Consider the following 20230-nt stretch of genomic DNA (forward strand, 5'->3'; position numbering starts at 1 on the left):
TGGAATCTTGAACAAAATACGGATCGCCGGCTGGATTCTGATTGCCAGTCTGCTTGTTGCGGGGGCACTGCTGATCTGGGTCGACAACCCGGTTGTCGAGCACAGAACCGAGCTTGAACAATGGAAGTGGTCAGCGGCGCTGGTCGCGGCGTGCTTGCTGCTGATTTTTTTTAACCGTGCTGACCAATGGATGATCAGTTCACTGAGCCGGATGGAATTCTTGTCCTGGTTCCGCGCAGCCTCGGGTGGCGATTTGCGTTCTACCAAAGGAGAGCTCGACTCAGGCTCCATTGGGATGTGTGCAACCCAGCTAAAGCAAATCCACGGCCCCCTCTGGCGCCAGAAATTCCGCCTGCTCCTGGTCTTCGGCGAACCCGCCCAACTCGACGCCCTGGCCCCCGGCCTGTCGACCAACCCATGGCTCGAAGGCGAGGGTATTGTGCTGATCCAGGGCGGCTCTGCACAAAAGGCAGCGGTTAACCCTTCACTCACCCACTGGAAATCCCTCTGCCATCGACGCGCCTTCGACGGCGTGGTCTGGGCGTTGACCGCCGACCAACGCAACGACACCAAGGCCATGGGCCAGGGCGTGCGCCAACTCCGCGAACTCGCCCAAACGCTGCGTTGGCAGTTGCCGCTGCACATCTGGCATGTCTGTGACGGGGAGTGGGGGCAGGACGGCCGGGCGACGCAGCCGGTGGGCGGTGTGTTGCCGTCGCAGCCTTCTGCCAAGGCCTTGAGCGAGGTGTTGCGCGGGGTGATCGAGCCGCTGCGTCGGGGCGGCTGGGCGCAGGTTCAGGAGAACCTTCATCACGATTTTCTGTTGCGTTTGTCCCGTGATTTGCAGGCGGGAGAGATCGCTCGGTGGGCGAAGGCGCTGTCGCCGCTGTTCGGGCGTTTTGTACCGGGCGTGACGCTGCGCGGTCTGTGGTTCAGTCCGCCGCTGAAGGCCGTGCTCCCCGTACGTGATGATGTGCGTTCGTCGTTCTGGCTGATGGACCCTGCCTGGTACGGCATTCTCAAGGACCGCCCCGGTCGTGCGCGGCGCATTGGCTGGCCGAAGACGCGCATCGCGTATGCGTGCGCGTTGAGTCTGGCGGCGCTGTGGGGCGCGGGGCTGTTGCTGTCGTTTGTCAGCAATCGCGCGCAGTTGCTGGAGGTCGAGCGCAATCTGGCGGCGGTGCGGCCGCAGGGCGACCCCGATCAGCAGGTGTTGGCGTTGCATGAGCTGATGCGTGAATTGGGTCGGCTGGATTGGCGTGCGCAGCACGGCGAGGCGTGGTCTCGGCGGTTCGGTCTGAGCCAGAACGGGGTGTTGCTGGAGCGCTTGTGGCCGCGTTATGTGGAGGCCAATCATCGGCTGATGCGCGATCCGGCCAGCGCGCTGCTGGAGCAGCAGTTGCAGGCGTTGATCGCCTTGCCGCCGAACAGCCCTGAGCGCAGTGCGCAGGCCCATACGGCGTACCTGCAACTCAAGGCGTATTTGATGATGGCCCGGCCAGAGAAAGTGGACGCGGCGTTCCTGGGCAAGGTGTTGAAAGCGGCAGAGCCGCAGAGAGCGGGCGTCTCGCCGGGGCTGTGGCAGGGGTTGTCGCCTGCGCTATGGCAGTTCTACGCCGACCAGTTGAAGTCCCATCCCGAGTGGCGCATCGAGGTCGACCCGACGCTGTTGGCGCGGGCGCGACAGGTGTTGATCGGCCAGTTGGGCCATCGCAATGCCGAAGCCACGCTGTACCGTCAGGTGCTGGACAGCGCCGCAGATGAGTACGCGGCGCTGGACCTGCAGGACCTGACGGGGGAGACCGACGCGCGCAGCCTGTTCAGCAGCACTGCCAGCGTGCCGGGGGTGTTTACCCGCCAGGCGTGGGACGGGCAGGTGCGCGACGCCATCGAGCGCATCGCCGAGGCGCGACGTGAACAGATCGACTGGGTGCTGAGCGACCGCGAAGGCGATATCGCACCTGACCTGACTCCCGACACGCTGCGCGAGCGTCTGACGGCGCGTTATTTTCAGGATTACGGCAGCGCCTGGCTGGCGTTTCTCAACAGCCTGCGCTGGCAGCGCACGGGCAGCCTGGGCGATGTCATCGATCAGTTGAGCCTGATGAGCGACGTGCGCCAGTCGCCGTTGATCGCGCTGATGAACAACCTCGCCTGGCAAGGGCAGGCCGGGCAGCCAACGCAAGCCCTGAGCACTTCACTGCTCAAGTCGGCGCAGAAACTGGTGGGCCGTGACAAGACGCAGGGGATCGATCAGGCCTTGCCCGATCATCACGGACCGCTGGACGCCACCTTCGGACCGCTGCTCAGCCTGATGGGCAAAGAAGCAGGTGCGGGTGACGACAGCCTTAGCCTGCACGCCTTTATGACCCGCGTCACCCGCGCGCGCCTGAAGCTGCAACAGGTGGGTAACGCCAGCGACCCGCAGGGCATGACCCAGGCCCTGGCGCAGACGGTGTTTCAGGGCAAGGGCATCGATTTGACCGAGACTCAGGCCTACGGTCATCTGCTGGCTGCCAGCCTCGGCGCGGAATGGGCGGGCATTGGCCAGACGCTGTTCGTGCAGCCGCTGGATCAGGCGTGGCAGCAGGTGCTGCAACCTTCGGCGGCGAGTCTGAACCGGCAATGGCAACAGTCCATCGTCGATCACTGGAATGACGCGTTCGTCGGTCGCTACCCGTTCGCGGCGACGGGCAGTGATGCCTCGCTGCCCCTGTTGGGCCAGTTGATCCGAGCGGATTCCGGGCGCATCGAACAGTTTTTGCAACGGCAACTGGACGGCGTGCTGCGCAAGGAAGGCAACCGCTGGGTGGCCGACCCGCAACACAGCCAGGGTTTGCGTATCAATCCGCAGTTTCTCGCCGCGATCAACCAACTCAGCCAATTGGCGGACGTGCTGTACACCGACGGCGGCATGGGCCTGAGTTTCGAGCTGCAAGGCAAGGCCGTGCGCGACGTGGTGCAGACCACCTTCACCCTCAATGGCGAACGCCATCACTATTTCAACCAGAAGGAAAGCTGGCAGCGCTTTGCCTGGCCGGGCAGCAGCGCGCACCCCGGCGCGAGCCTGACGTGGACCAGCGTGCGCACCGGCGAGCGCTTGTATGGGGATTATCAAGGAACCTGGGGGCTAATTCGCTTGCTGGAAGAGGCGAGGGTCACGCCACTGGACGACAGCGAAAGCCGCTTTCGCGTGGTACTCACTGCCCCGGACGGGCTGGGCCTGACCTGGTACCTGCGCACCGAACTGGGCGCGGGGCCGATGAGCTTGCTGAAGTTGCGCGGTTTCACGTTGCCGAAGCAGATTTTTCTGACCGCACGCCAGCCCGCACACAATGGGGGTGAGTCATGAGCCTGCAAACCCTGATCACTCAGTGTCTGGGAGAGCGTGACGGCTTGGCCTTGGCACGCGCGCAAGCCGAGCGCTGGGCGGTCTTGCTGGAGCCGATCAACGATGATTGCGCGGTAGGTGAAGACCCCGGTTATGACGACGATTTCCAGTTCATGCGCGAGGAGGTCAACAAGCTGTCGGGTATCGACGCCGAGCGTGTGGCTGAACTCGCGGAAAAGCTGCTCACACAGCGCTGCAAAGATGTGCGCGTGGCGTCGTATTACCTGTGGGCGCGCCTGCACACGCTGGGCGAGGTCGGGCTGAGTGAAGGGTTGAGTCTGATCGCCGCGTTGTTGGAACAATTCGGTGATGCGGTGTTACCCGCACGCCCCAACAGTCGGCGAATGGCGCTGGAGTGGCTGACCAGCAGCAAGGTGCTGGACAGCCTGGCGTTGTACCCGGAAGTGGTGAAAGGCGAAGCGGAGCAGACTGTGGCAGCGCTGGTCTGGCTGGAGCATGGGCTGGGTCGGTTGCCGGAGGCGCAACGCCCTGAACTGGGTGCGCTGTATGCCGCGTTGTTGGCTCGCTTGAGCCAGTCCGGCGGGGTGGATGCCGTGGTGCCGCAACACAGCGCAAGCCACGACGCCGCCTCGGAGATGACGGCGCCTGGACGTGCGATCAAGTCCGGGCGCGACTTGCTGGACAGCGGTCGTACACTGGCGGCTTATCTGTGTGACCAGCCTCAAGGCTGGTTGGCGGCCCATCGACTGATGAAAAGCCTGCGGTGGGACACTGTGCATCGCGCGCCTTTACAGGAGGCGGGGGGACTGACCCGCCTGACGCCGCCGCGCAGCGATTATCGGGCTCAGCTCAAGCGCCTGTATCTGCAACAGTACTGGAGCGAGTTGATCGATCAGGCGCAGCGCGTGTTCAGTGAGGGCGTCAATCACTTCTGGCTGGATGTGCAGTGGTACCTGTTCCAGGCGCTCAGCAAGCAGCCTGCCCCGATGGACAGTTGGGCGCCGATTGTCGCTCGGGATCTGGTCACGCTCATCGAGCGCCTGCCCGGTCTGGACGAATTGCGCTGGAGCGACGGCAGCCCGTTTGCCGACCAGACCACGCGAGAGTGGATCGCGCAACGCATGGCGGTGGGGGATTCCCGGCAATGGCTGACAGCACCCGCTGCGCCACTGGCATCGGCGGATGCTCACCTTCTCGCACTGGAGAACGACGCGCTTGAACAGGCGAGCAGCCACGGCGTGGAGTTTGCGCTGAACGGGCTGATCACCCAGCCCGATGCGCAGCAAAGCGGTCGCCAGCGCTGGCGCATAAGGCTGTTGATGGCGCGCGTTGCCGAGCAGTACGGCAAAGGCGATCTGGCGCTGCACCTGTTGAGTGAACTCGATGCCATCGGGCAGCGACAGGCGTTGGCCGATTGGGAGCCGGAGCTGAGTTTCGAGGTCAAGGCGCGCCTGCTCAAGCTGCTGCGACACAAAGCGCAACGTCACGACGCCGACAGACCCACTCATCAACGCATGGACGCGTTACTGGCGGCGCTGGTCGCCATCGATCCGGTGCGCGCAGCGGCCCTGTGCCCCTGATGTTTATTTACAAGGAGTTTTTCAGTGAATGAAGACAACCTCACGTTGCAGTACTTCGATGCCGAAATGCGTTATTTGCGCGAAGCGGGCAAGGAGTTTGCGCACGCGTTTCCCGACCGGGCGGCGTACCTGAATCTGGACAAGCCCGGCGCTCAGGACCCGTATGTGGACAGGCTGTTCGAAGGGTTCGCGTTTCTCATGGGGCGCCTGAGGGAAAAGCTCGACGACGATTTACCGGAGTTGACCGAAGGCCTGGTCAGCCTGCTCTGGCCGCACTATTTGCGCACGATCCCGTCGCTCGCCATCGTCGAACTGGCACCCGATGCCATGCAGTTGAAAGGCAGCGAAATCGTTGCCAAGGGATTTGAGGTCCAGTCTCGTCCCCTGGGGCCGAAGCAGACGCGCTGTCGCTACACCACGACTCAGGACCTGGTGTTGCGGCCGATCGCGCTGGCGAGTGTGCAGCAGGGGCATGAGCCGGATGGCCGTTCGCGGTTGCGCTTTCGCTTCGAGTGCAGTGCGTCGACAGACTGGCGTCAGGTGGATATGAGCCGTTTGCCGCTCTATTTGAATGCCTCCGCGCCGCTGGCCAGCACCTTGCACCTGGCCCTGACAATCAACACGCAGGAACTCTACGTGCGGTTGTCCGGGCAGCAGGATCGGCAACCACTGTCTGGTCACTTCGCCGCCAGGGGCTTTCGCGAAGAGGATCGTTTGTGGCCCAAGGGCGACAGTGCATTCAGTGGCTATCAGCTGTTGCTGGAATACTTCACCTTCCGCGAGAAATTCATGTTCGTGACGCTGTGTGGTCTTGAACACGTGAAGCTCACGCCGGAAACCACCTGGTTCGAGGTGGACGTGGTGTTGCGCGAGCCATGGCCGCACACGTTCGCCTTGACTGCCGAGCACGTTCGTTTGCACGCGGTGCCGGTGATCAATCTGTTTTCGCTGGAGTGCGATCCGCTGACGGTCGAACCGTTGCAGACCGAGTACCTGTTGCGGCCCATGCGTTTGCAGGACGGCCACACCGAAATATATACGGTGGACAGCGTCGTCTCGTCCAAGGGCGGCGCGCGGCATGAGTACGTGCCTTTCAGCAGTTTTCGCCACAAGGGCGGGATGTTGCGTGACGAGGCTCCCGAGCATTATTTCCATACCCGCCTCAAGCGGGGCGCCAACGGCCTGCACGATACCTGGCTGATTCTCGGCGGCGACGGATTCGACAACGCCGCGCAGGACCGACAGGAAAGCCTGTCGCTGCGCCTGACCGGCACCCACGGTCAGCTACCGCGCAAGGCGTTGCAGAGTACCTTGCTCGACAGCGCCGTCGGGTCCACTCAGAGCAGCCTGAGTGTTCGTAATCTGTCGGCGCCCACGTTGCCGTGTTACCCGCCGGACCGGGATCGGTTTCATTGGCGGGTGCTCAGTCATCTGGGGTCGAACTTTCTGTCGATGATGGACAGCGCCGAAGTGCTGCGAGGCACCCTGGCGTTGTACGACTGGACCGGCAGCGAGATGAATCGCCGCCGTCTCGCCGCCATTCTGGATGTCGGCCATTTCCTGATTCAGCGCTTCGAAAAAGGCTTTCTGCTGCGGGGTGTAGACATCGAAGTCACGCTGGATGAGCACGGCTTTGCCGGCGAGGGCGATCTGCGGCTGTTCGGCGAAATGCTCAATCGATTCTTCGCGCTGTATGCCGACATTCACCTGTTCAACCAACTCACCCTGGTGCTGCAACCTTCTGGAAAGTGCGTGCGATGGAAAGAAAATCACAATCAGCGAATTCCCGGCTGAACGCGTCGGGCCTGCTGGGCAGGCTTGAGGGGCGGGTGGCGCAGACTCACGTCTATCGCTTCTGCCAGTTGCTGGAAAAAGCCTTGCCGGGTCATCCGCTTCTGGGCAGCACCGAGCACCCGCAACAGGACCCGGTACGCTTTCGGCCAGACCCCGGCATGGGCTTTCCGGCGGCCGAACTGAAAGCCATCGAGATCGCAGACGATCCCGAAGGTTGTGCCACGATGCGCACGCGGTTGTTGGGGCTGTACGGCGTCGACTCGCCCTTGCCGACGGCCTATCTCGACGACATCACTCAGCGTCGGGAGGGGCATGAGGCACTGGAGGCGTTTCTCGACATTTTCAATCACCGGATATTCACCCAGTTCTATCGCATCTGGCGCAAATACTCGTACCCAGCTTCCTTCGAAGCGGGCGGCACCGATGCTACGTCGCAGTGCCTGCTTGGCCTGATTGGTCTGGGCATTCCGGGCACTGCGCGGCACATCGCGACGCCGGTCTCGCGCTTCCTTGCGCTGCTCAGCGTGATGCGCCTGCCCACGCGCAATGCCGAGGGAATCGCGGCACTGGTCACGCTGTTGGCGCCCGCCACCCAAACGCGGGTGACGCCACATTGGCCGCAGTCGGTTCGACTGGCTGAACCTGCGCGCCTGTCGCGGGCTCATCCAGCGAGCCTGTCTCAAGGCACGCCACTGGGACCTGTCGGCCTCGATGCCAATAGCCAGTTGCTCATCACCCTGTCTACCCGCGATCCAACGGAGACCCAGGGCTGGCTGCCTCATGCACGGCTGCACACCGACCTGCTGGTGTTGCTGCGCGTCTATCTGGGCTGGCGTTACACCGCGAAGGTGCAGCTGTCGTTATCCATCGGTGATTTACCAAGGCCAGTGCTGGGCCAGACTGCGGTGAGACTGGGCATGACCGGCGTGGTGCCACGCAGTGCACTTGGCAAGATTCGCTGTCATGAAGACATCGTCACGATCAACCTGGGCCGCTATCAAGGTTTGCCCGATAACCCGAACGCAAGGAGCCTTCACCATGATCCGAACACTCTGGAACGCACTGATCTGCATAGCCATTACTCTGCCGTTGACCGCTTGTGGGGTGGCACAGAAGGTATCCGACGCCACATCGTCCACCATGAGTGCTTTATTTGACACGCCGATCACCCGCCTGAGTCTGGACTTCAACGGTCGGGGGGCACTGAACACCGATGCCCGTGACATGACCGCGTTGTCGGTGCCGACGGTGCTCAGGGTTTATCAAGTCAGCGACAGACGATCGATCGAACTGGGCACCTACGAGCGGCTGCTCAATGATGACGAAAGCCTGCTGGGCGCCGAGTTGCTGGACAGGCAGGCTGTGCTCCTGAAGCCCGGGGAGGGGGCGCAACTGAATGTGCCGTTGAAGCCGGAAACACGATTCGTCACGGTGGTGGCCTTGTTGCGCACGCCGGATACACAGGCCAACACGTGGCGCATCACCCTGACGCGGGACGAGCTCGACGCCGACCGGCCACGCATCATTGATCTGAGCGATGACCGCCTGCGTCTGCGCCCTCGGCCGGAGGCGTGATCATGGACGGCGTGACACCTTCGCTGTACGAAATGCTCCTGCAGAATGTTCACGGCGAACTGGACTTACAGCGCATCGACGAAACCGAACAGCGCACGCTCTCGATTCTCGACAACATTCGCCGCGTCCTCGGTAGCCGGGCGGGCAGCCTCAGTCACTTGCCGGATTATGGGTTGCCCGATATGGGGGTGGTCTTGCAGGGACTGCCAGCGACGGCCAATAGGCTGATCGGGACCATGACGGCCACCTTGCTCAAATATGAGCCGCGCCTGGCGGCAGTGAGCATCGAGCTGTTACCGCAAACGCTGCCTGGCCATCTGGACTATGCGCTGGACGTGCAGCTCAAGGACGGCGGGTGTGTGCTCTTCGGCACCACCTTGGGGCCGGAGGGGAGGGTGCTGGTTCGTCATCTCAGGGATCGGTATGCGTTGAAACCTTTGTGATTTGACACTCCGCTTTCGCCAGCAAGCCGGCTCCCACAGTTCTTGCGCCGGACACGAGGTTTAGGTTCGGCGCGATCCTTGGGAGCCGGTTTGGTGCGGGCGGCGTTCCGACGAATGCGGTAGCGCAGACCAATGCGTGAATCAATGCTCGCGTTCATACCGATCCAGCGTGTCCCGCGCAATCTCACGGCCCAGGGCGATCAACTCGGGCGCCTTGTAAAACTCGAAAAACCGACACACCCGCTTGGGCACGTTGATCAGGATGTCGGGCGGGTAACCGGCGATCTTGTACTGCGCCAATGACGTTTGCATCACCTCGAAACTCTGGTTGATCAGGTCGAGCAGCGACGCCGGGCCGACGTTGTCGACGATCACCGCGCCGCTGGCCGATTTCGGCGCTCCCGCCTTGGTGGGGGCGGCGGCGGGTTGCTGGCCTTGCGGGTCGGCAGATTCCGGGTCTTTGCTGTCCAGCCATGGGTTGGGCAGGACGGCGGCAGTGGCTTTGAGGCTGTCCTGTTCCAGCCGCAAGACATCGTCGCCTGCCACGTCCAGCTTGCGCCGGAACGGCAGGTGCGAGCCGATGGAACTGATCAGGCTGTCGAAACGCTTTTTTACTGCAGGTGGGCGTTCGATGACCGGCAGCTGGTATTGCTTCTGGTTGGTGGAGTTGAGGTTCACGGCGACGATCAGGTCGCAATGGCTGGACACCACCGGAACGATGGGCAATGGGTTGAGTAGCCCGCCGTCCACCAGCGTGCGATTGCCTTGCACCACGGGGGTGAACAGGCTGGGGATCGCCGCCGAGGCACGCATGGCCGAATGCAGGTTGCCTTCCTGAAACCAGATTTCCTGTTGGTTGGTCAGGTCGGTGGCGACCGCAGTGTAGGGGATGCGTAAATCCTCGATGTTCACCTCGCCGACGATTTCGCGAATCTGCCCGAAGACTTTTTCCCCGCGAATGGCGCCGAGGCGAAAACTCACGTCCACCAGCCGCAGCACGTCGAGGTAGTCCAGACTTTCGATCCAGGCCCGGTATTGCGGCAGTTTTCCTGCGGCGTAGATACCGCCAATGACCGCGCCCATCGAACAGCCGGCGATGCAGGCGATCTCATACCCGCGTCGTTCCAGTTCCTCGATCACGCCGATGTGCGCGTACCCCCTGGCGCCCCCTGAGCCCAGGACCAGTGCGATTCTTTTTTTCATGCGCCACTCCCCCTTGCAAGGCTTCTACCCTACGCCCAAGGCGCCTGCGATTCACCTGTCCGGGTGCAGATTTTTAGCGCCCGGCCAGACCCTCGCGAACGGTTTGCGCCAACAAGTCATGGGCCAGACGCAGGTTGCCCGGCTGTCCGGAAATGACGCCCCAGATGTCCATGGTCAGGGAGAAATCACTGACCGAGATGACCGACAATTCGCTGGCCAGCGGGCTGTCGTCCATGAACTGCCGAGGAATCAGCCCCAACCCGAGTCCTGAGGCAACCATGCGCATCTGAATCGCCGTGCCGTGGGTGTCGATGCCCAGTTTGAGTTTCTTGCCCTTGGCCTCGATGGCGGCGACCAGGGCATCGCGGTAGCCGCAGCCTTCCGGATTGAGCACCCATTCGTGTTCGGCGAGGGCTGCGAGACTCGACGATGGGTCAGCCAGCGGTTGAGCGCGACTTTGCACCACCCACACCTCGAACGCGCCCAGTTGTTGGCCTTCGAACCCGGTCGGGGCACGGCTGGGGGCAGGGCGCATGAGGGCAGCCGCGTCAAATTCGCCACGGGCCAGGCGCTTTTCCAGCAGAAAGCTCCAGTCGGTGATCACTTGCAGGTCCAGTCGCGGAAATGCCGCTTTCATGCGCGACACCAGATCGAACGCGGCGATGTCGGCGATCACCTGCGGAAAGCCGACGCGAAAGGTGCCACTGGGCGCTGCATCCTCTTGGGGAATGGCCAGCAGCAGGTCGGCGTCGTGCAGCAAACCGACGGCGCGCTGGTAAATGCGTCGTCCGATGGCGGAGGGCTGAGGCGGACGAGTCGAGCGATCGAACAGCTCTGCGTCCAGCACTTGCTCCAGATGCTGAATGCGACGCGAGACGGCGGACTGGGTCAGGTTCAGGCGCGACGCGGCCTTGGTCAGCGACGTGCATTCGATCACCGCGACAAACGCCTTGAGGTCTTCAAATAGCATGCGAAATGCTCATGTAAATGGTGCTAATTATGCGCTTGAAGCGGTTTTTTCCTGAGCATAGGGTGAAGGCCTGTTCCCGGCAATGTGTTCGCCGGGCCTCTGCCTCCTCAAGCAAGGACACCACCATGCCTCTGGTTCGTATAGATGTTGCCGACCGCACCTCGCCTGACACATTGGCGATTATCAGTGAAGTTGTGTATGAGGCGATGCGCAGCACCGCCAATGTTCCCGAGCACGACAAGTTTCAGATCGTTCAGCGCCATGCCGCCGAGGAACTGATTTACCCTGCGGCGGGGTATCTGGGCGTTACCTACACGCCGAATATCGTGTTCATTCAGGTGACATGGAACGAGGGGCGAACGACCGAGGTGAAGAAGGCGTTCTATCAGGCGGTCGCGCAGGGGATTCATGAACGAGCGGGCGTGCGCAAGGAGGATGTGTTCATCAATCTGGTCGAGACCAAGCGGGAAAACTGGTCGTTTGGTAACGGCGAGATGCAATACGCCTGAAAGAGCACGGGCAGACAATGAAAACCGATGCGCTGCGAGTCCAGGTTATGGCACTTTTACATCGCTACACCGTCCAACGCGCATTGTCGATTTCCATTGTTGAGGTAACACCCGATGAAAGCCTGGATTTGTCTGCCCCTGCTCGCCCTTGTTCTCACAGGCTGCGCCGGTAAAACCGCCTATCGCGACAGTTGCGCCACCAATCTGGACGCCGCCTGGCACGAGCTGGATCTGGCCAAGGCCGAAGGTTTTGCCGGTACTGTCAGCTACTCCAAGGCACTGTCACTGCTGACCGGTGCCAAGACCCAGCAGCAATTCGAAGCGTTCGAAGGCTGTAATGAAAAAGCCGAGAAGGCGCGCTTCTACATTCGCGAGTCCCGCGCGGGGCGTTGAGTAAGGGCCTAGACCGCCCTAATTGCCGAGTTGACTCAACGCGGTCCTTGTGGGAGCTGGCTTGCTGGCGAACGCGGTGGGTCAGTCACAGATGAGTTGGCTGACACACTGCTTTCGCCAGCAAGCCGGCTCCCACACGTTCGGCGAATCCATCACGTTGGCTAATGTGCACAACAAATCCTCTCGATCCCTCCCTCCGCTCTGGCGAAACCGCCTACGCTGACTTTAAAGTGACGGCATGTCTGGCAGCAGGTTTGGCATGGTCTGCGGTCCCGTTTAGCCAAGAGCAGTCGCCTGGGGAGGCTTTCCAATGGGCAGAAAACTGGATGCGTGTCTGAACGCAATCAATGAAGTGGTGCTGGGCAAGGAGCCTCAAGTCCGTCTGGCCATGACCTGCCTGCTGGGCGGCGGGCATTTGCTGATCGAAGATTTGCCCGGCATGGGCAAGACCACGCTCAGCCACGCGCTGGCGCGAATTCTGGGGTTGAGCTTTCAGCGGATTCAATTCACCTCTGACCTGCTGCCGGGCGATATTCTCGGCACGTCGGTTTTCGATCGGGAAACCGGGCAATTCACCTTTCATCCGGGACCGATCTTCGCCGAACTGGTGTTGGCCGACGAGATCAACCGTGCCACGCCGAAAAGCCAGAGCGCGTTGCTCGAAGCGATGGAAGAAGGGCAGGTGACCATCGAAGGCGCCACCCGCCTGTTGCCCGATCCGTTTTTCGTGATTGCCACGCAAAACCCGTTCAGTCAGGGCGGCACCTTTGCGTTACCCGAGTCGCAACTGGATCGTTTTCTGATGCGCCTGTCATTGGGCTACCCGGCACGCTCTGCGGAAAAAGCCCTGCTTCTGGGCGAGTCCCGTCGTGAATTGTTGCCGCGCATCGAGCCGATCATCGACCACGCCGAACTGGCCGCTCTGCAAGAGGAAGCGCGTCGGGTGCGGGTCAGTGATGCGCTGGTCGATTACGTCCTGCGGCTGGTCGATGCCACGCGCAGCCAGCCACAGTTTGCCTACGGCCTCTCGCCGCGGGCCAGTCTGGCGATTTTGTCCGCGGCACGGGCCTGGGCGCTGCTGATCGGGCGCGATTATGTGATTCCTGAAGACGTTCAGGCGATTCTGCCTGCGGTGGTCGGCCATCGCCTGCGCGACCGGACCGACCCGACCGGGCATGGGGGCGGGGCGTTGGTTCAATGGCTGCTGCGTGAGGTGCCGGTGCTTTGATCTCTCAGTTCAAGCCGCTCTGGCAACGCTGGGTGGGGCGTCGCATTCCCCCGGCGTCGCGGATCGAGCTGGATCACCGTCGAATCTTCATCCTGCCGACCCGGGTCGGCGGCACCTACGCACTTGTCCTGTTTTTACTGCTGTTGGTCTCGATCAACTACCAGAACAGCCTGGCCTATGGCCTGACGTTTTTGATGCTGTCGGTGGGCATCCTCGGCATCCTGCACACCTATCGCAATTTCAGCGGCCTGATCCTCAGCGCCAGCAACGCACGCTCGGTGTTCGTCGGCGAGCCGGTGCAACTGCGGCTGCGGCTGGAAAGCGCTTCCAGCGGTCATCAGGCCATTGCGCTGGGTTGGGACAGTGAGCAACTGGAGCAGACCGATGTCGATCCGCAGCGTCAGGTCGAGGTCGCCTTGACGCTGCCCGCCGTTAACCGAGGCTGGCTGCGGGCGCCGCGCCTGCGGGTCGAGAGTGTGTTTCCGCTGGGTATTTTCCGCGCCTGGAGCTGGCTGGATCTGGAGCAGACGATACTCATTTATCCGCGTCCGGTGGCGGGCAGCCTGCCGCTGTTGCAAGGGGTGCAACCCCACGCCGAAGACGACGGGCAGGCGACGCAAGGGCAAGGTGTCGACGATTATCAAGGCCTGCGCGTGTGGCAACCCGGCGACTCCATGCGGCGCATGCACTGGAAAGCCTGGTCGCGCGGTCAAGGCCTGATGGTCAAGGAGTTCACCGACCTGAGCGGCCATGACCTGTGCCTGGATTTCATGGCGCTGGGCGGGGATATCGAAGAGCGGCTGTCGCGCCTGTGTTACTGGGTGTTGGAGCTGTCCCAGCGTCAGCAGCCGTTTGCCCTGCGCCTGCCGGGCTTTCTGTCTGCGGTGGACACTGGCGATGCCCATCGCGAGGCCTGTTTACGGCAGTTGGCGCTGTACGGGGTGCGGGCATGAGTGAGCGCGAGTCATGACCTCCGCCAATCTGGGCAAGCCGATCCCACGGGTCAGCCTCAACTGGTTGCTGATCGCTCAGGCGCTGGTGATCGTGCCGTTTTCATTGCACATCCCTGTGGCATTGATCGTGTTGTGGCTGGTGTGCAGCTTCTGGCGCATCCAGATTTTTCGCATGCGGGTGCGCATGCCGGGCACTTGGGTCAAATCCGGGCTGTTGGTGGGCACGGCGGGCGGGATCTTTCTGGCCCGTGGCAGCCTGGTGGGCCTGGACGCCGGAGCCGCGCTGCTGATCGCGGCATTCATCCTGAAGATGCTGGAAATGCAGACCCGGCGTGACGCACTGGTGCTGATCTTCCTCGGGTTCTTTTGCGTCGCCGTCGGCTATCTGTTCGAGGATGCGCTGCTCTGGGGGCTGTTTACCCTGTTGCCCATCGCCACGTTGCTGGCGGCGCTGATCGGTTTGCAGCAATCGAGCCTGGCCACGCGACCTGCCGCCACCTTGATGCTCTCCGCCAAGCTGCTGTTGCAGGCCGTGCCATTGATGCTGCTGTTGTTTCTGTTCTTTCCCCGGCTGGACCCGCTCTGGTCATTGCCCCAGCCCAGCAACAAGGCGCTCACGGGGCTATCGGACAGTATGGCGCCGGGTGATATCGCCGAGTTGAGCAAATCGGCGGCACTGGTGTTTCGTGCCAGTTTTGACGGGCCGATTCCCTCTCGCGATCAGCAGTACTGGCGCGCGCTGACGCTGGAGCAATTCGACGGTCGGCGCTGGTCACAGTCCTCCCGCGCACAGGTGCCCGATGCACCGGACTGGCGCAAGGAGGGTGAGAAGATCAGCTACAGCGTGGTCATGGAGCCCACCGGCAAACCGTGGCTGATGTTGCTGGACATGGGGGTGCCCGACCTGAATGGTGTGCGGCAGATGAGCGATTTTCGCTGGCAGCGCAGGCGGCCCATCGATCAGTCGATGCTGTACGCGGTCAACTCATGGCCGAATGCGGTGCGTGAAACCGCTCTGAGTGAGGGCGCAAGGATGCAGAACCTGCAACTGCCCGCCAAGAGCAACCCCGAGGCACGCGAGTGGGCGGCGGACGTGCATCGTCGTCATCCCAAGCCGGACGACATGGTCGACAGCCTGCTGTCGTACTTCACCGAGCAGCCATTCCATTACACCCTCAAGCCTCCTGTTTTGGGACCCAACAGTATCGATGACTTCCTGTTCGGCAGCCGCGCCGGGTTCTGTGCTCACTATGCCGGGGCGATGACATTCGTGTTGAGGGCCGCGGGCATTCCGGCGCGGGTGGTGGCCGGTTATCAGGGCGGCGAGATCAATCCGGACGGTCATTACATCAGCGTGCGTCAGCTCGATGCCCATGCCTGGGTCGAATATTGGCAGGCCGGGGTGGGTTGGCGCAGTGTCGACCCGACCGCCGCCGTAGCGCCAGCGCGAATTGAACAGGGTCTGGAACAGGCGTTGGCGCCGGATGAAGAATTCCTCGCGGATTCGCCCATGTCGGCGCTGCGGTACAGACACCTGGCCTGGCTCAATTCGATTCGCCTGAGTTGGGATAATCTCAACTACGGCTGGCAACGCTGGGTGCTGGGGTACCAGGGCCAGCAGCAGTTGCAGGTGCTGGGTCGCTGGTTTTCGGGCTTTCAGGCGCCGGTCTTCGCGGGCGGGGCGGTGGTCATTCTGAGTTTGCTGGCGTTGTGGCTGTTCAAGCCGTGGCGTCGGGAAAGCGATTCCCAGTTGCGTCTGTTTGCGGCATTCGAACGATTGCTGGCCAGGCAAGGTCTCAGACGTCAGCCCGGTGAGGGTGCTCAGGCGTTTGCCCGGCGTGCGGCACAGCGTTTTCCTGACCACGCCGACGCCATCGAGGATTTTGCCCGAGAGTTCGAAGCACAACGCTATGCCGGTGAACCCGGCTCGGTCGGCCAGTTGCGTCGGTGTTTGAAACAGGTGCGCCGTCGTTTGCCCTGGCGCCTGTCGGCGGCGAAAGACAAATCGCCGTCTTGAAATGATGAAGGAGTGTGTTCCATGTCTGCCATGGTCGATCATCTGATCGCCGAGATTCTCAGCCTCAACGTCAAACTGCTGGCGTGCCATGCACGACTGGCCGCCTCGACCGACAGCGAGGCGCTGCATGCACTGCGCACCACGGTCCGGCGCCTGCGCAGTGTGCTGCGGCCATTGCGTGGCCTGCCGGGAATGGATCAGGTCGAAGAAGCCGCCAAAGGGGTGGGCGACCTGACCACGCCGTTGCGCGACATGCAGGTGTTGGCGGTTTTTCTCAACAAACAGGGGATGAATCAGGCGGCGCTCAAGCGCACGACGTATCTGGATGCGGCGTGTCCGCAGGTCGCCACGTCGCCCGAACTGAATCGCCTGTTCGGCGTGCTGGATCAGTTGCCCTCGTTTTTGCGCGCGCAGCAACGTCACGGCCTGTTGAAACGCCTGCGCCAGCGCATCGAAAAACGCATGGACAAACAGTGGAAGCAACTGCGCGAAGCCATGGCCGATCCGGCCCATGATCGCCATCGCCTGCGTTTGCTGATCAAGCGCGTGCGTTATGCTGCTGAAGCGTATCCCGAACTCAGTCATCAACCTGAAGGCATGCAAAAGCGCTTGAAATCGGCGCAGGGCGCTTTGGGCGACTGGCACGATCATCTGCAATGGTTGGCGCAGGCTGAGCAACAAGCCGATCTGGCACCGTGTGTGGCAGGGTGGGAGTTGGGGATTCTGCGCGCCGAGGAGAAGTCCGACAAAGCGCTGGAGCGTCTGCACCACGCCTGTTTTGGTGATCGCCCCGTCCCTTGATCCCGATCAGGCCGCAGGATTGGCAGTTATGAGCGCTGTTCGGCAGAGGGCGTCTGGTTAAGATCCGGGCATGTCTTTGCCGAGCCACATGGAGTGCCTGATGACCTTTTCCGAATTGCTCGACGCCGTGCGCGACAATCCTGCGTCCGTTTCCATTCCCGCCTCATGGGGGCAGGGGCGTTCATGCTTTGGTGGGCTGATGGCGGCCTTGCTGTTCGAAGCCATGCGCGGGAAGGTTCCGGCGGGCAGGCCGATTCGCTCGCTGGCGGTGTGTTTCGTCGGCCCGCCTGCCATTGATGTGCCGATTGCCTTTGAAGTGGAAATCCTGCGCGAAGGCAAGGCCGTGAGCCAGGTCTTGGGGCGGGCGATCCAGAACGGCGAAACCGTGACGCTGATTCAGGGCAGTTTCGGTGCGGCCCGCGAATCGACGATTGCCGTAGCGGCGGAGCCTGCGCCTGAATTCAAACCGGTCGACGAGGTGCCGGTGTTCCCGTTCATTCCCGGCGTGATGCCCGAATACTTGCGCTATATCGACATGCGCTGGGCCTTGGGTGGTTTGCCGTACACGAACACGAAATCGCCTGCCATTGGCGGCTATGCACGGTTGCGGGATGTGGCAGAGGAGCGATTGACCGAAGCGCATCTGCTGGCGTTGGTCGACACCTGGCCGCCTGCGGTATTGCCTCACCTGAATAAACCGGCGCCGGGCAGTTCGCTGACGTGGACCATCGAGTTCGTTCAGCCGCTGCCGGAAATGACGACCCACGACTGGACGCAATACCGTGCGGTGATCGAGCATGCCCGCGATGGCTATGGCCATGTTGCGGCAGCGCTATGGACGCCTAAAGGCCAGTTGGTGGCGATCAGCCGTCAGACGGTGACCGTGTTCGGCTAAGCCCTGAGAAAACGAAGCTCTGTGAAAACTGGACCCTGAGAAAACCTGCCCCGAGACCTTATTGGCCTGGGGTTTTGATCGCCTGCGCTGCAATGAGCCCCAGAATGCCGATACCGGCAGAGGTGATGCTGGCGTTGAACGCGCCATCCAGCAGCAGAAGGCCAGAGACGATCGACAGCGGAAACGCCATGGACGACAGCACCAGTTTCGACGACAGACCGGATTTGTGTGTGGCACTGAAGAAGTCTTCAAGGTGAAGATTGGAAATGAACTTGGGCATGATGACCTCCGTAATGCCTGAATAAGAACCGTTTTCGATGGGTTCAGAATAGGCCTGTGTTCGCGGGACGGCGAATGGAGGATTGCTATCGGATTGATAGCCAGGATGGGGGAAAGCAATCGGTGAGGAAAAGCACCGATCGTGGATGTGGCGCGCCCCTGCGGGGGCTTCTCCGCTTGGAGGCAATCAGCACACTCTGGACCGGCGCAACGCTTGTGGGGTCGGCTTGCTGGCGAAATCGGCGTGTCAGAAACGCAAATATCATCTGATCCGACGCATTCGCCAGCAAGCCGGCTCCCACAGGTTCAGCGTCGAACGTTAAATCTGGGTTCGACACAATTATTGTGGGAGCCGCCTTGGTGGCGAATGCAGTTAGCCAGGCAACATAGATTCTTCTACATGAGATGGAGTTGCCCATTCAGAATCCAGGGTGACAACTCAGCAGGCTCTAGCCCTGAAGCTTCAACTGCCCGATGGCGGTGTTCAATTCACCGGCCAGGGTCGCCAGCTCATCGCTGGTGCTGGCTGAGTCCACGGTCTGGCGCACGGTGCGCTCGGTCACGTCACGAATGCTCACCACCGCCCGGTTCATTTCTTCTGCCACCTGACTCTGCTGTTGCGCGGCCACGGCAATCTGCGTGTTGCTCTCGCGCATCTGTGCCACGGCTTCGGTGATTGCGGCCAGCGCCTCTCCGGCTTCCTGGGCATGTTGCACGCAATCGTCAGCTTTATAAGAGCTTTCCTGCATGAAATCCACGGCATCGCGCGTGCCCGCTTGCAGCGCCGAGACCATGGTGGTGATTTCGTCGGTGGAGGTCTGCACGCGCTTGGCCAGATTGCGCACTTCATCAGCCACCACCGCGAAACCACGGCCCATTTCCCCGGCCCGGGCGGCTTCGATGGCGGCATTGAGGGCCAGCAAGTTGGTTTGTTCGGCAATGCTGTGAATCACGTTGACCACGCCGTTGATCTTCTGGCTGTCTTCGGCCAGGCGCTGAATCATCCCCGCCGTCTGCTGCACACCGCTGGACAGCCCGGCAATCGAGGCTTGCACCCGGTCCACCACGTCCTTGCCGCTGCCCGCCAGGGCATCTGCATTTTGTGACTGGTCCCGGGTGGCGCTGGCGTGCTGAGCGATGTGATAGACCGTGGCGGTCATTTCATTGATGGCCGTGGCCACCTGATCGGTTTCGCTTTGCTGGCCCAGCATGCCTTCGCGCACATCGCTCATGCCGGTGGCCAGGTGCACAGCACCTTGATCCAGCCGCGCCGCCGATTGCGCCACCGTGCCGACGATTCGTTGATACCCGGCCTGCATGGCATTGAAAGCCTTGGACATCTGCCCGACCTCATCTTCTCCGGCCATGGGCGCCCGGGCGGACAGATCGCCGCTGCTTTCAACGTGCAGCATGACGTCCTTGAGGGCGTTCAGGTGGGTCAGCAGAAAGCGGATCAGCAACTGCGAAGCGCTGAGCATGGCCAGCATCAACACCAGTACCGCGAAGGCGTACTGCGTGAAGTGCTCGGCGAGTAACTGATTGAAAGAGGGCGGGGCGGGCAGCGGCGATAACGCTGGCACCGGTTGCCCGGCAGGCCATGCGGCCAGTAACTGCGTCTGAGCCTGGGCAGCCAGATGGGCATCCTCGGCGCGGCTTTGCTGCTCGATGTTCAGTGCGTACACCACCAGCAGCAAGGTGGTGATGAAGGCGACGGCGTTCACCGCCCAGAATTTGTACTTCAGCGAGATGTTGCTCAACCAGCGGCTCATAAGGAAGCTCTTCTGTGATTGCACGTGATAAGGCAAGGTGCCAGTAGTTTCTCAACAGGGCGTGACAGTGGCGTTGATCTGGATCAACGCTTGCGACATCACCCCATGGCACGGCAGAAACACCCCTCGATGCCCTTCAAAAGCGATCGTGAATCCCCGTTTTTGCCTCGATCGATAACATCAGTTTATGGATTGATGAGCGTAAAAGTTTCTTGTTCCTGCCCTCGAACGACACGTAATCTTCACACAAGCCGCAAGCAATCCCCGGCATGAATCGGGGGTTCAAGACGTGCAAAAAAGTGGACGGGGCCTCTCCGTACCGCTTGAAAACAAGAAACCGTCGTCACTGCCAATGGGGACAGATACGGTCTATGAACACACTTGAGTTTCCTCTGCCCACTGTCGAACAGCGCCCGTTATTGATAGCGGTCTTGTCCCGACTAAACAGTTTCTAACGATCACGGTCCCT

Annotated in this window: 17 protein-coding genes; 13 read left to right on the forward strand and 4 right to left on the reverse strand. The window is 61.7% G+C overall.

All coding sequences use genetic code 11. The features are described 5' to 3' along the window. Positions 1 to 295: 295 nt before the first annotated feature. From ACI5GA_RS26365 to tssE, 6 genes are read left to right on the forward strand one after another with little or no spacing between them, the layout of a single operon-like run. Entirely contained in the window at positions 296 to 3352 is a 3057-nt protein-coding gene (locus ACI5GA_RS26365) for an ImcF-related family protein (protein WP_421425546.1), read from the forward strand. Further along, positions 3349 to 4932 (forward strand): type VI secretion system protein TssA, encoded by a 1584-nt coding sequence (tssA, locus tag ACI5GA_RS26370; RefSeq protein WP_421424910.1) that lies wholly within the window; start codon positions 3349 to 3351, stop codon positions 4930 to 4932. Before ACI5GA_RS26365 ends, tssA begins: the two co-directional genes overlap by 4 nt. Before the next feature lie 24 nt (positions 4933 to 4956). Continuing rightward, positions 4957 to 6726, forward strand: coding sequence for a type VI secretion system baseplate subunit TssF (gene tssF, locus ACI5GA_RS26375; RefSeq protein WP_421424911.1), 1770 nt, complete (start codon positions 4957 to 4959; stop codon positions 6724 to 6726). Beyond that, positions 6690 to 7883 carry a type VI secretion system baseplate subunit TssG gene (tssG, locus tag ACI5GA_RS26380; RefSeq protein WP_421424913.1) on the forward strand — a complete coding sequence of 398 codons (1194 nt, stop codon included), beginning with the start codon at positions 6690 to 6692 and terminating at the stop codon, positions 7881 to 7883. The genes tssF and tssG overlap by 37 nt, the downstream gene beginning before the upstream one ends. After that, positions 7765 to 8301, forward strand: coding sequence for a type VI secretion system lipoprotein TssJ (tssJ, locus tag ACI5GA_RS26385; RefSeq protein ID WP_404634403.1), 537 nt, complete (start codon positions 7765 to 7767; stop codon positions 8299 to 8301). Before tssG ends, tssJ begins: the two co-directional genes overlap by 119 nt. Before the next feature lie 2 nt (positions 8302 to 8303). Continuing rightward, positions 8304 to 8744, forward strand: coding sequence for a type VI secretion system baseplate subunit TssE (gene tssE / locus ACI5GA_RS26390; protein WP_421424915.1), 441 nt, complete (start codon positions 8304 to 8306; stop codon positions 8742 to 8744). A 141-nt stretch (positions 8745 to 8885) separates the two neighbouring features. Here tssE and ACI5GA_RS26395 read toward each other — a convergent pair whose 3' ends face one another. Together ACI5GA_RS26395 and ACI5GA_RS26400 are read right to left on the reverse strand one after the other, a co-directional pair. After that, positions 8886 to 9947: a patatin-like phospholipase family protein gene (locus ACI5GA_RS26395; protein WP_421424918.1), complete on the reverse strand. Its 1062-nt coding sequence runs from the start codon at positions 9945 to 9947 to the stop codon at positions 8886 to 8888. A gap of 73 nt (positions 9948 to 10020) precedes the next feature. Beyond that, the gene (locus tag ACI5GA_RS26400; RefSeq protein ID WP_421424921.1) at positions 10021 to 10917 is read right to left on the reverse strand and encodes a LysR family transcriptional regulator; all 897 of its coding nucleotides are present in this window, start codon (positions 10915 to 10917) and stop codon (positions 10021 to 10023) included. A 125-nt stretch (positions 10918 to 11042) separates the two neighbouring features. Here ACI5GA_RS26400 and ACI5GA_RS26405 point away from each other — a divergent pair, with 125 nt between their 5' ends. From ACI5GA_RS26405 to ACI5GA_RS26435, 7 genes are all read left to right on the forward strand, one after another. Then, positions 11043 to 11426, forward strand: a complete 384-nt coding sequence (locus ACI5GA_RS26405; protein WP_404634411.1) for a tautomerase family protein — start codon at positions 11043 to 11045, stop codon at positions 11424 to 11426. Positions 11427 to 11540: 114 nt separating this feature from the next. Then, a complete protein-coding gene (locus ACI5GA_RS26410) occupies positions 11541 to 11819 on the forward strand; it encodes a hypothetical protein (RefSeq protein WP_166595210.1) in 279 nt (92 codons plus the stop codon). A gap of 310 nt (positions 11820 to 12129) precedes the next feature. After that, positions 12130 to 13047, forward strand: a complete 918-nt coding sequence (locus ACI5GA_RS26415; RefSeq protein ID WP_404634413.1) for an AAA family ATPase — start codon at positions 12130 to 12132, stop codon at positions 13045 to 13047. Next, positions 13044 to 14000: a DUF58 domain-containing protein gene (locus ACI5GA_RS26420; RefSeq protein WP_421424924.1), complete on the forward strand. Its 957-nt coding sequence runs from the start codon at positions 13044 to 13046 to the stop codon at positions 13998 to 14000. The genes ACI5GA_RS26415 and ACI5GA_RS26420 overlap by 4 nt, the downstream gene beginning before the upstream one ends. Positions 14001 to 14013: 13 nt before the next feature. After that, positions 14014 to 16017, forward strand: coding sequence for a transglutaminase TgpA family protein (locus tag ACI5GA_RS26425; RefSeq protein WP_421424925.1), 2004 nt, complete (start codon positions 14014 to 14016; stop codon positions 16015 to 16017). A gap of 21 nt (positions 16018 to 16038) precedes the next feature. Further along, a complete protein-coding gene (locus tag ACI5GA_RS26430; RefSeq protein WP_404634419.1) occupies positions 16039 to 16818 on the forward strand; it encodes a CHAD domain-containing protein in 780 nt (259 codons plus the stop codon). 100 nt (positions 16819 to 16918) lie between these two features. Beyond that, a complete protein-coding gene (locus ACI5GA_RS26435; protein WP_421424927.1) occupies positions 16919 to 17713 on the forward strand; it encodes an acyl-CoA thioesterase in 795 nt (264 codons plus the stop codon). Between the two features lie 58 nt (positions 17714 to 17771). Here the strand turns inward: ACI5GA_RS26435 and ACI5GA_RS26440 are convergent, their stop codons facing one another. Both ACI5GA_RS26440 and ACI5GA_RS26445 read right to left on the reverse strand, forming a co-directional pair. After that, positions 17772 to 17993, reverse strand: a complete 222-nt coding sequence (locus ACI5GA_RS26440; protein ID WP_421424929.1) for a hypothetical protein — start codon at positions 17991 to 17993, stop codon at positions 17772 to 17774. A gap of 448 nt (positions 17994 to 18441) precedes the next feature. Next, positions 18442 to 19761: a methyl-accepting chemotaxis protein gene (locus ACI5GA_RS26445; protein ID WP_421424932.1), complete on the reverse strand. Its 1320-nt coding sequence runs from the start codon at positions 19759 to 19761 to the stop codon at positions 18442 to 18444. Positions 19762 to 20230: the final 469 nt, after the last annotated feature.

Origin of the sequence: Pseudomonas sp. Pseu.R1 (genome assembly GCF_045764065.1) — a bacterium.
Classification (GTDB): domain Bacteria; phylum Pseudomonadota; class Gammaproteobacteria; order Pseudomonadales; family Pseudomonadaceae; genus Aquipseudomonas.

Coding starts and splice junctions, on each gene's coding strand:
- ACI5GA_RS26410 (WP_166595210.1), top strand. CDS start 11,541: ATGAAAGCCTGGATTTGTCTGCCCCTGCTCGCCCTTGTTCTCACAGGC.
- ACI5GA_RS26435 (WP_421424927.1), top strand. CDS start 16,919: ATGACCTTTTCCGAATTGCTCGACGCCGTGCGCGACAATCCTGCGTCC.
- tssJ (WP_404634403.1), top strand. CDS start 7,765: ATGATCCGAACACTCTGGAACGCACTGATCTGCATAGCCATTACTCTG.
- tssG (WP_421424913.1), top strand. CDS start 6,690: ATGGAAAGAAAATCACAATCAGCGAATTCCCGGCTGAACGCGTCGGGC.
- ACI5GA_RS26405 (WP_404634411.1), top strand. CDS start 11,043: ATGCCTCTGGTTCGTATAGATGTTGCCGACCGCACCTCGCCTGACACA.
- ACI5GA_RS26415 (WP_404634413.1), top strand. CDS start 12,130: ATGGGCAGAAAACTGGATGCGTGTCTGAACGCAATCAATGAAGTGGTG.
- ACI5GA_RS26395 (WP_421424918.1), bottom strand. CDS start 9,947: ATGAAAAAAAGAATCGCACTGGTCCTGGGCTCAGGGGGCGCCAGGGGG.
- ACI5GA_RS26440 (WP_421424929.1), bottom strand. CDS start 17,993: ATGCCCAAGTTCATTTCCAATCTTCACCTTGAAGACTTCTTCAGTGCC.
- ACI5GA_RS26365 (WP_421425546.1), top strand. CDS start 296: ATGTGTGCAACCCAGCTAAAGCAAATCCACGGCCCCCTCTGGCGCCAG.
- ACI5GA_RS26445 (WP_421424932.1), bottom strand. CDS start 19,761: ATGAGCCGCTGGTTGAGCAACATCTCGCTGAAGTACAAATTCTGGGCG.
- tssE (WP_421424915.1), top strand. CDS start 8,304: ATGGACGGCGTGACACCTTCGCTGTACGAAATGCTCCTGCAGAATGTT.
- ACI5GA_RS26425 (WP_421424925.1), top strand. CDS start 14,014: ATGACCTCCGCCAATCTGGGCAAGCCGATCCCACGGGTCAGCCTCAAC.
- ACI5GA_RS26430 (WP_404634419.1), top strand. CDS start 16,039: ATGTCTGCCATGGTCGATCATCTGATCGCCGAGATTCTCAGCCTCAAC.
- ACI5GA_RS26400 (WP_421424921.1), bottom strand. CDS start 10,917: ATGCTATTTGAAGACCTCAAGGCGTTTGTCGCGGTGATCGAATGCACG.
- tssA (WP_421424910.1), top strand. CDS start 3,349: ATGAGCCTGCAAACCCTGATCACTCAGTGTCTGGGAGAGCGTGACGGC.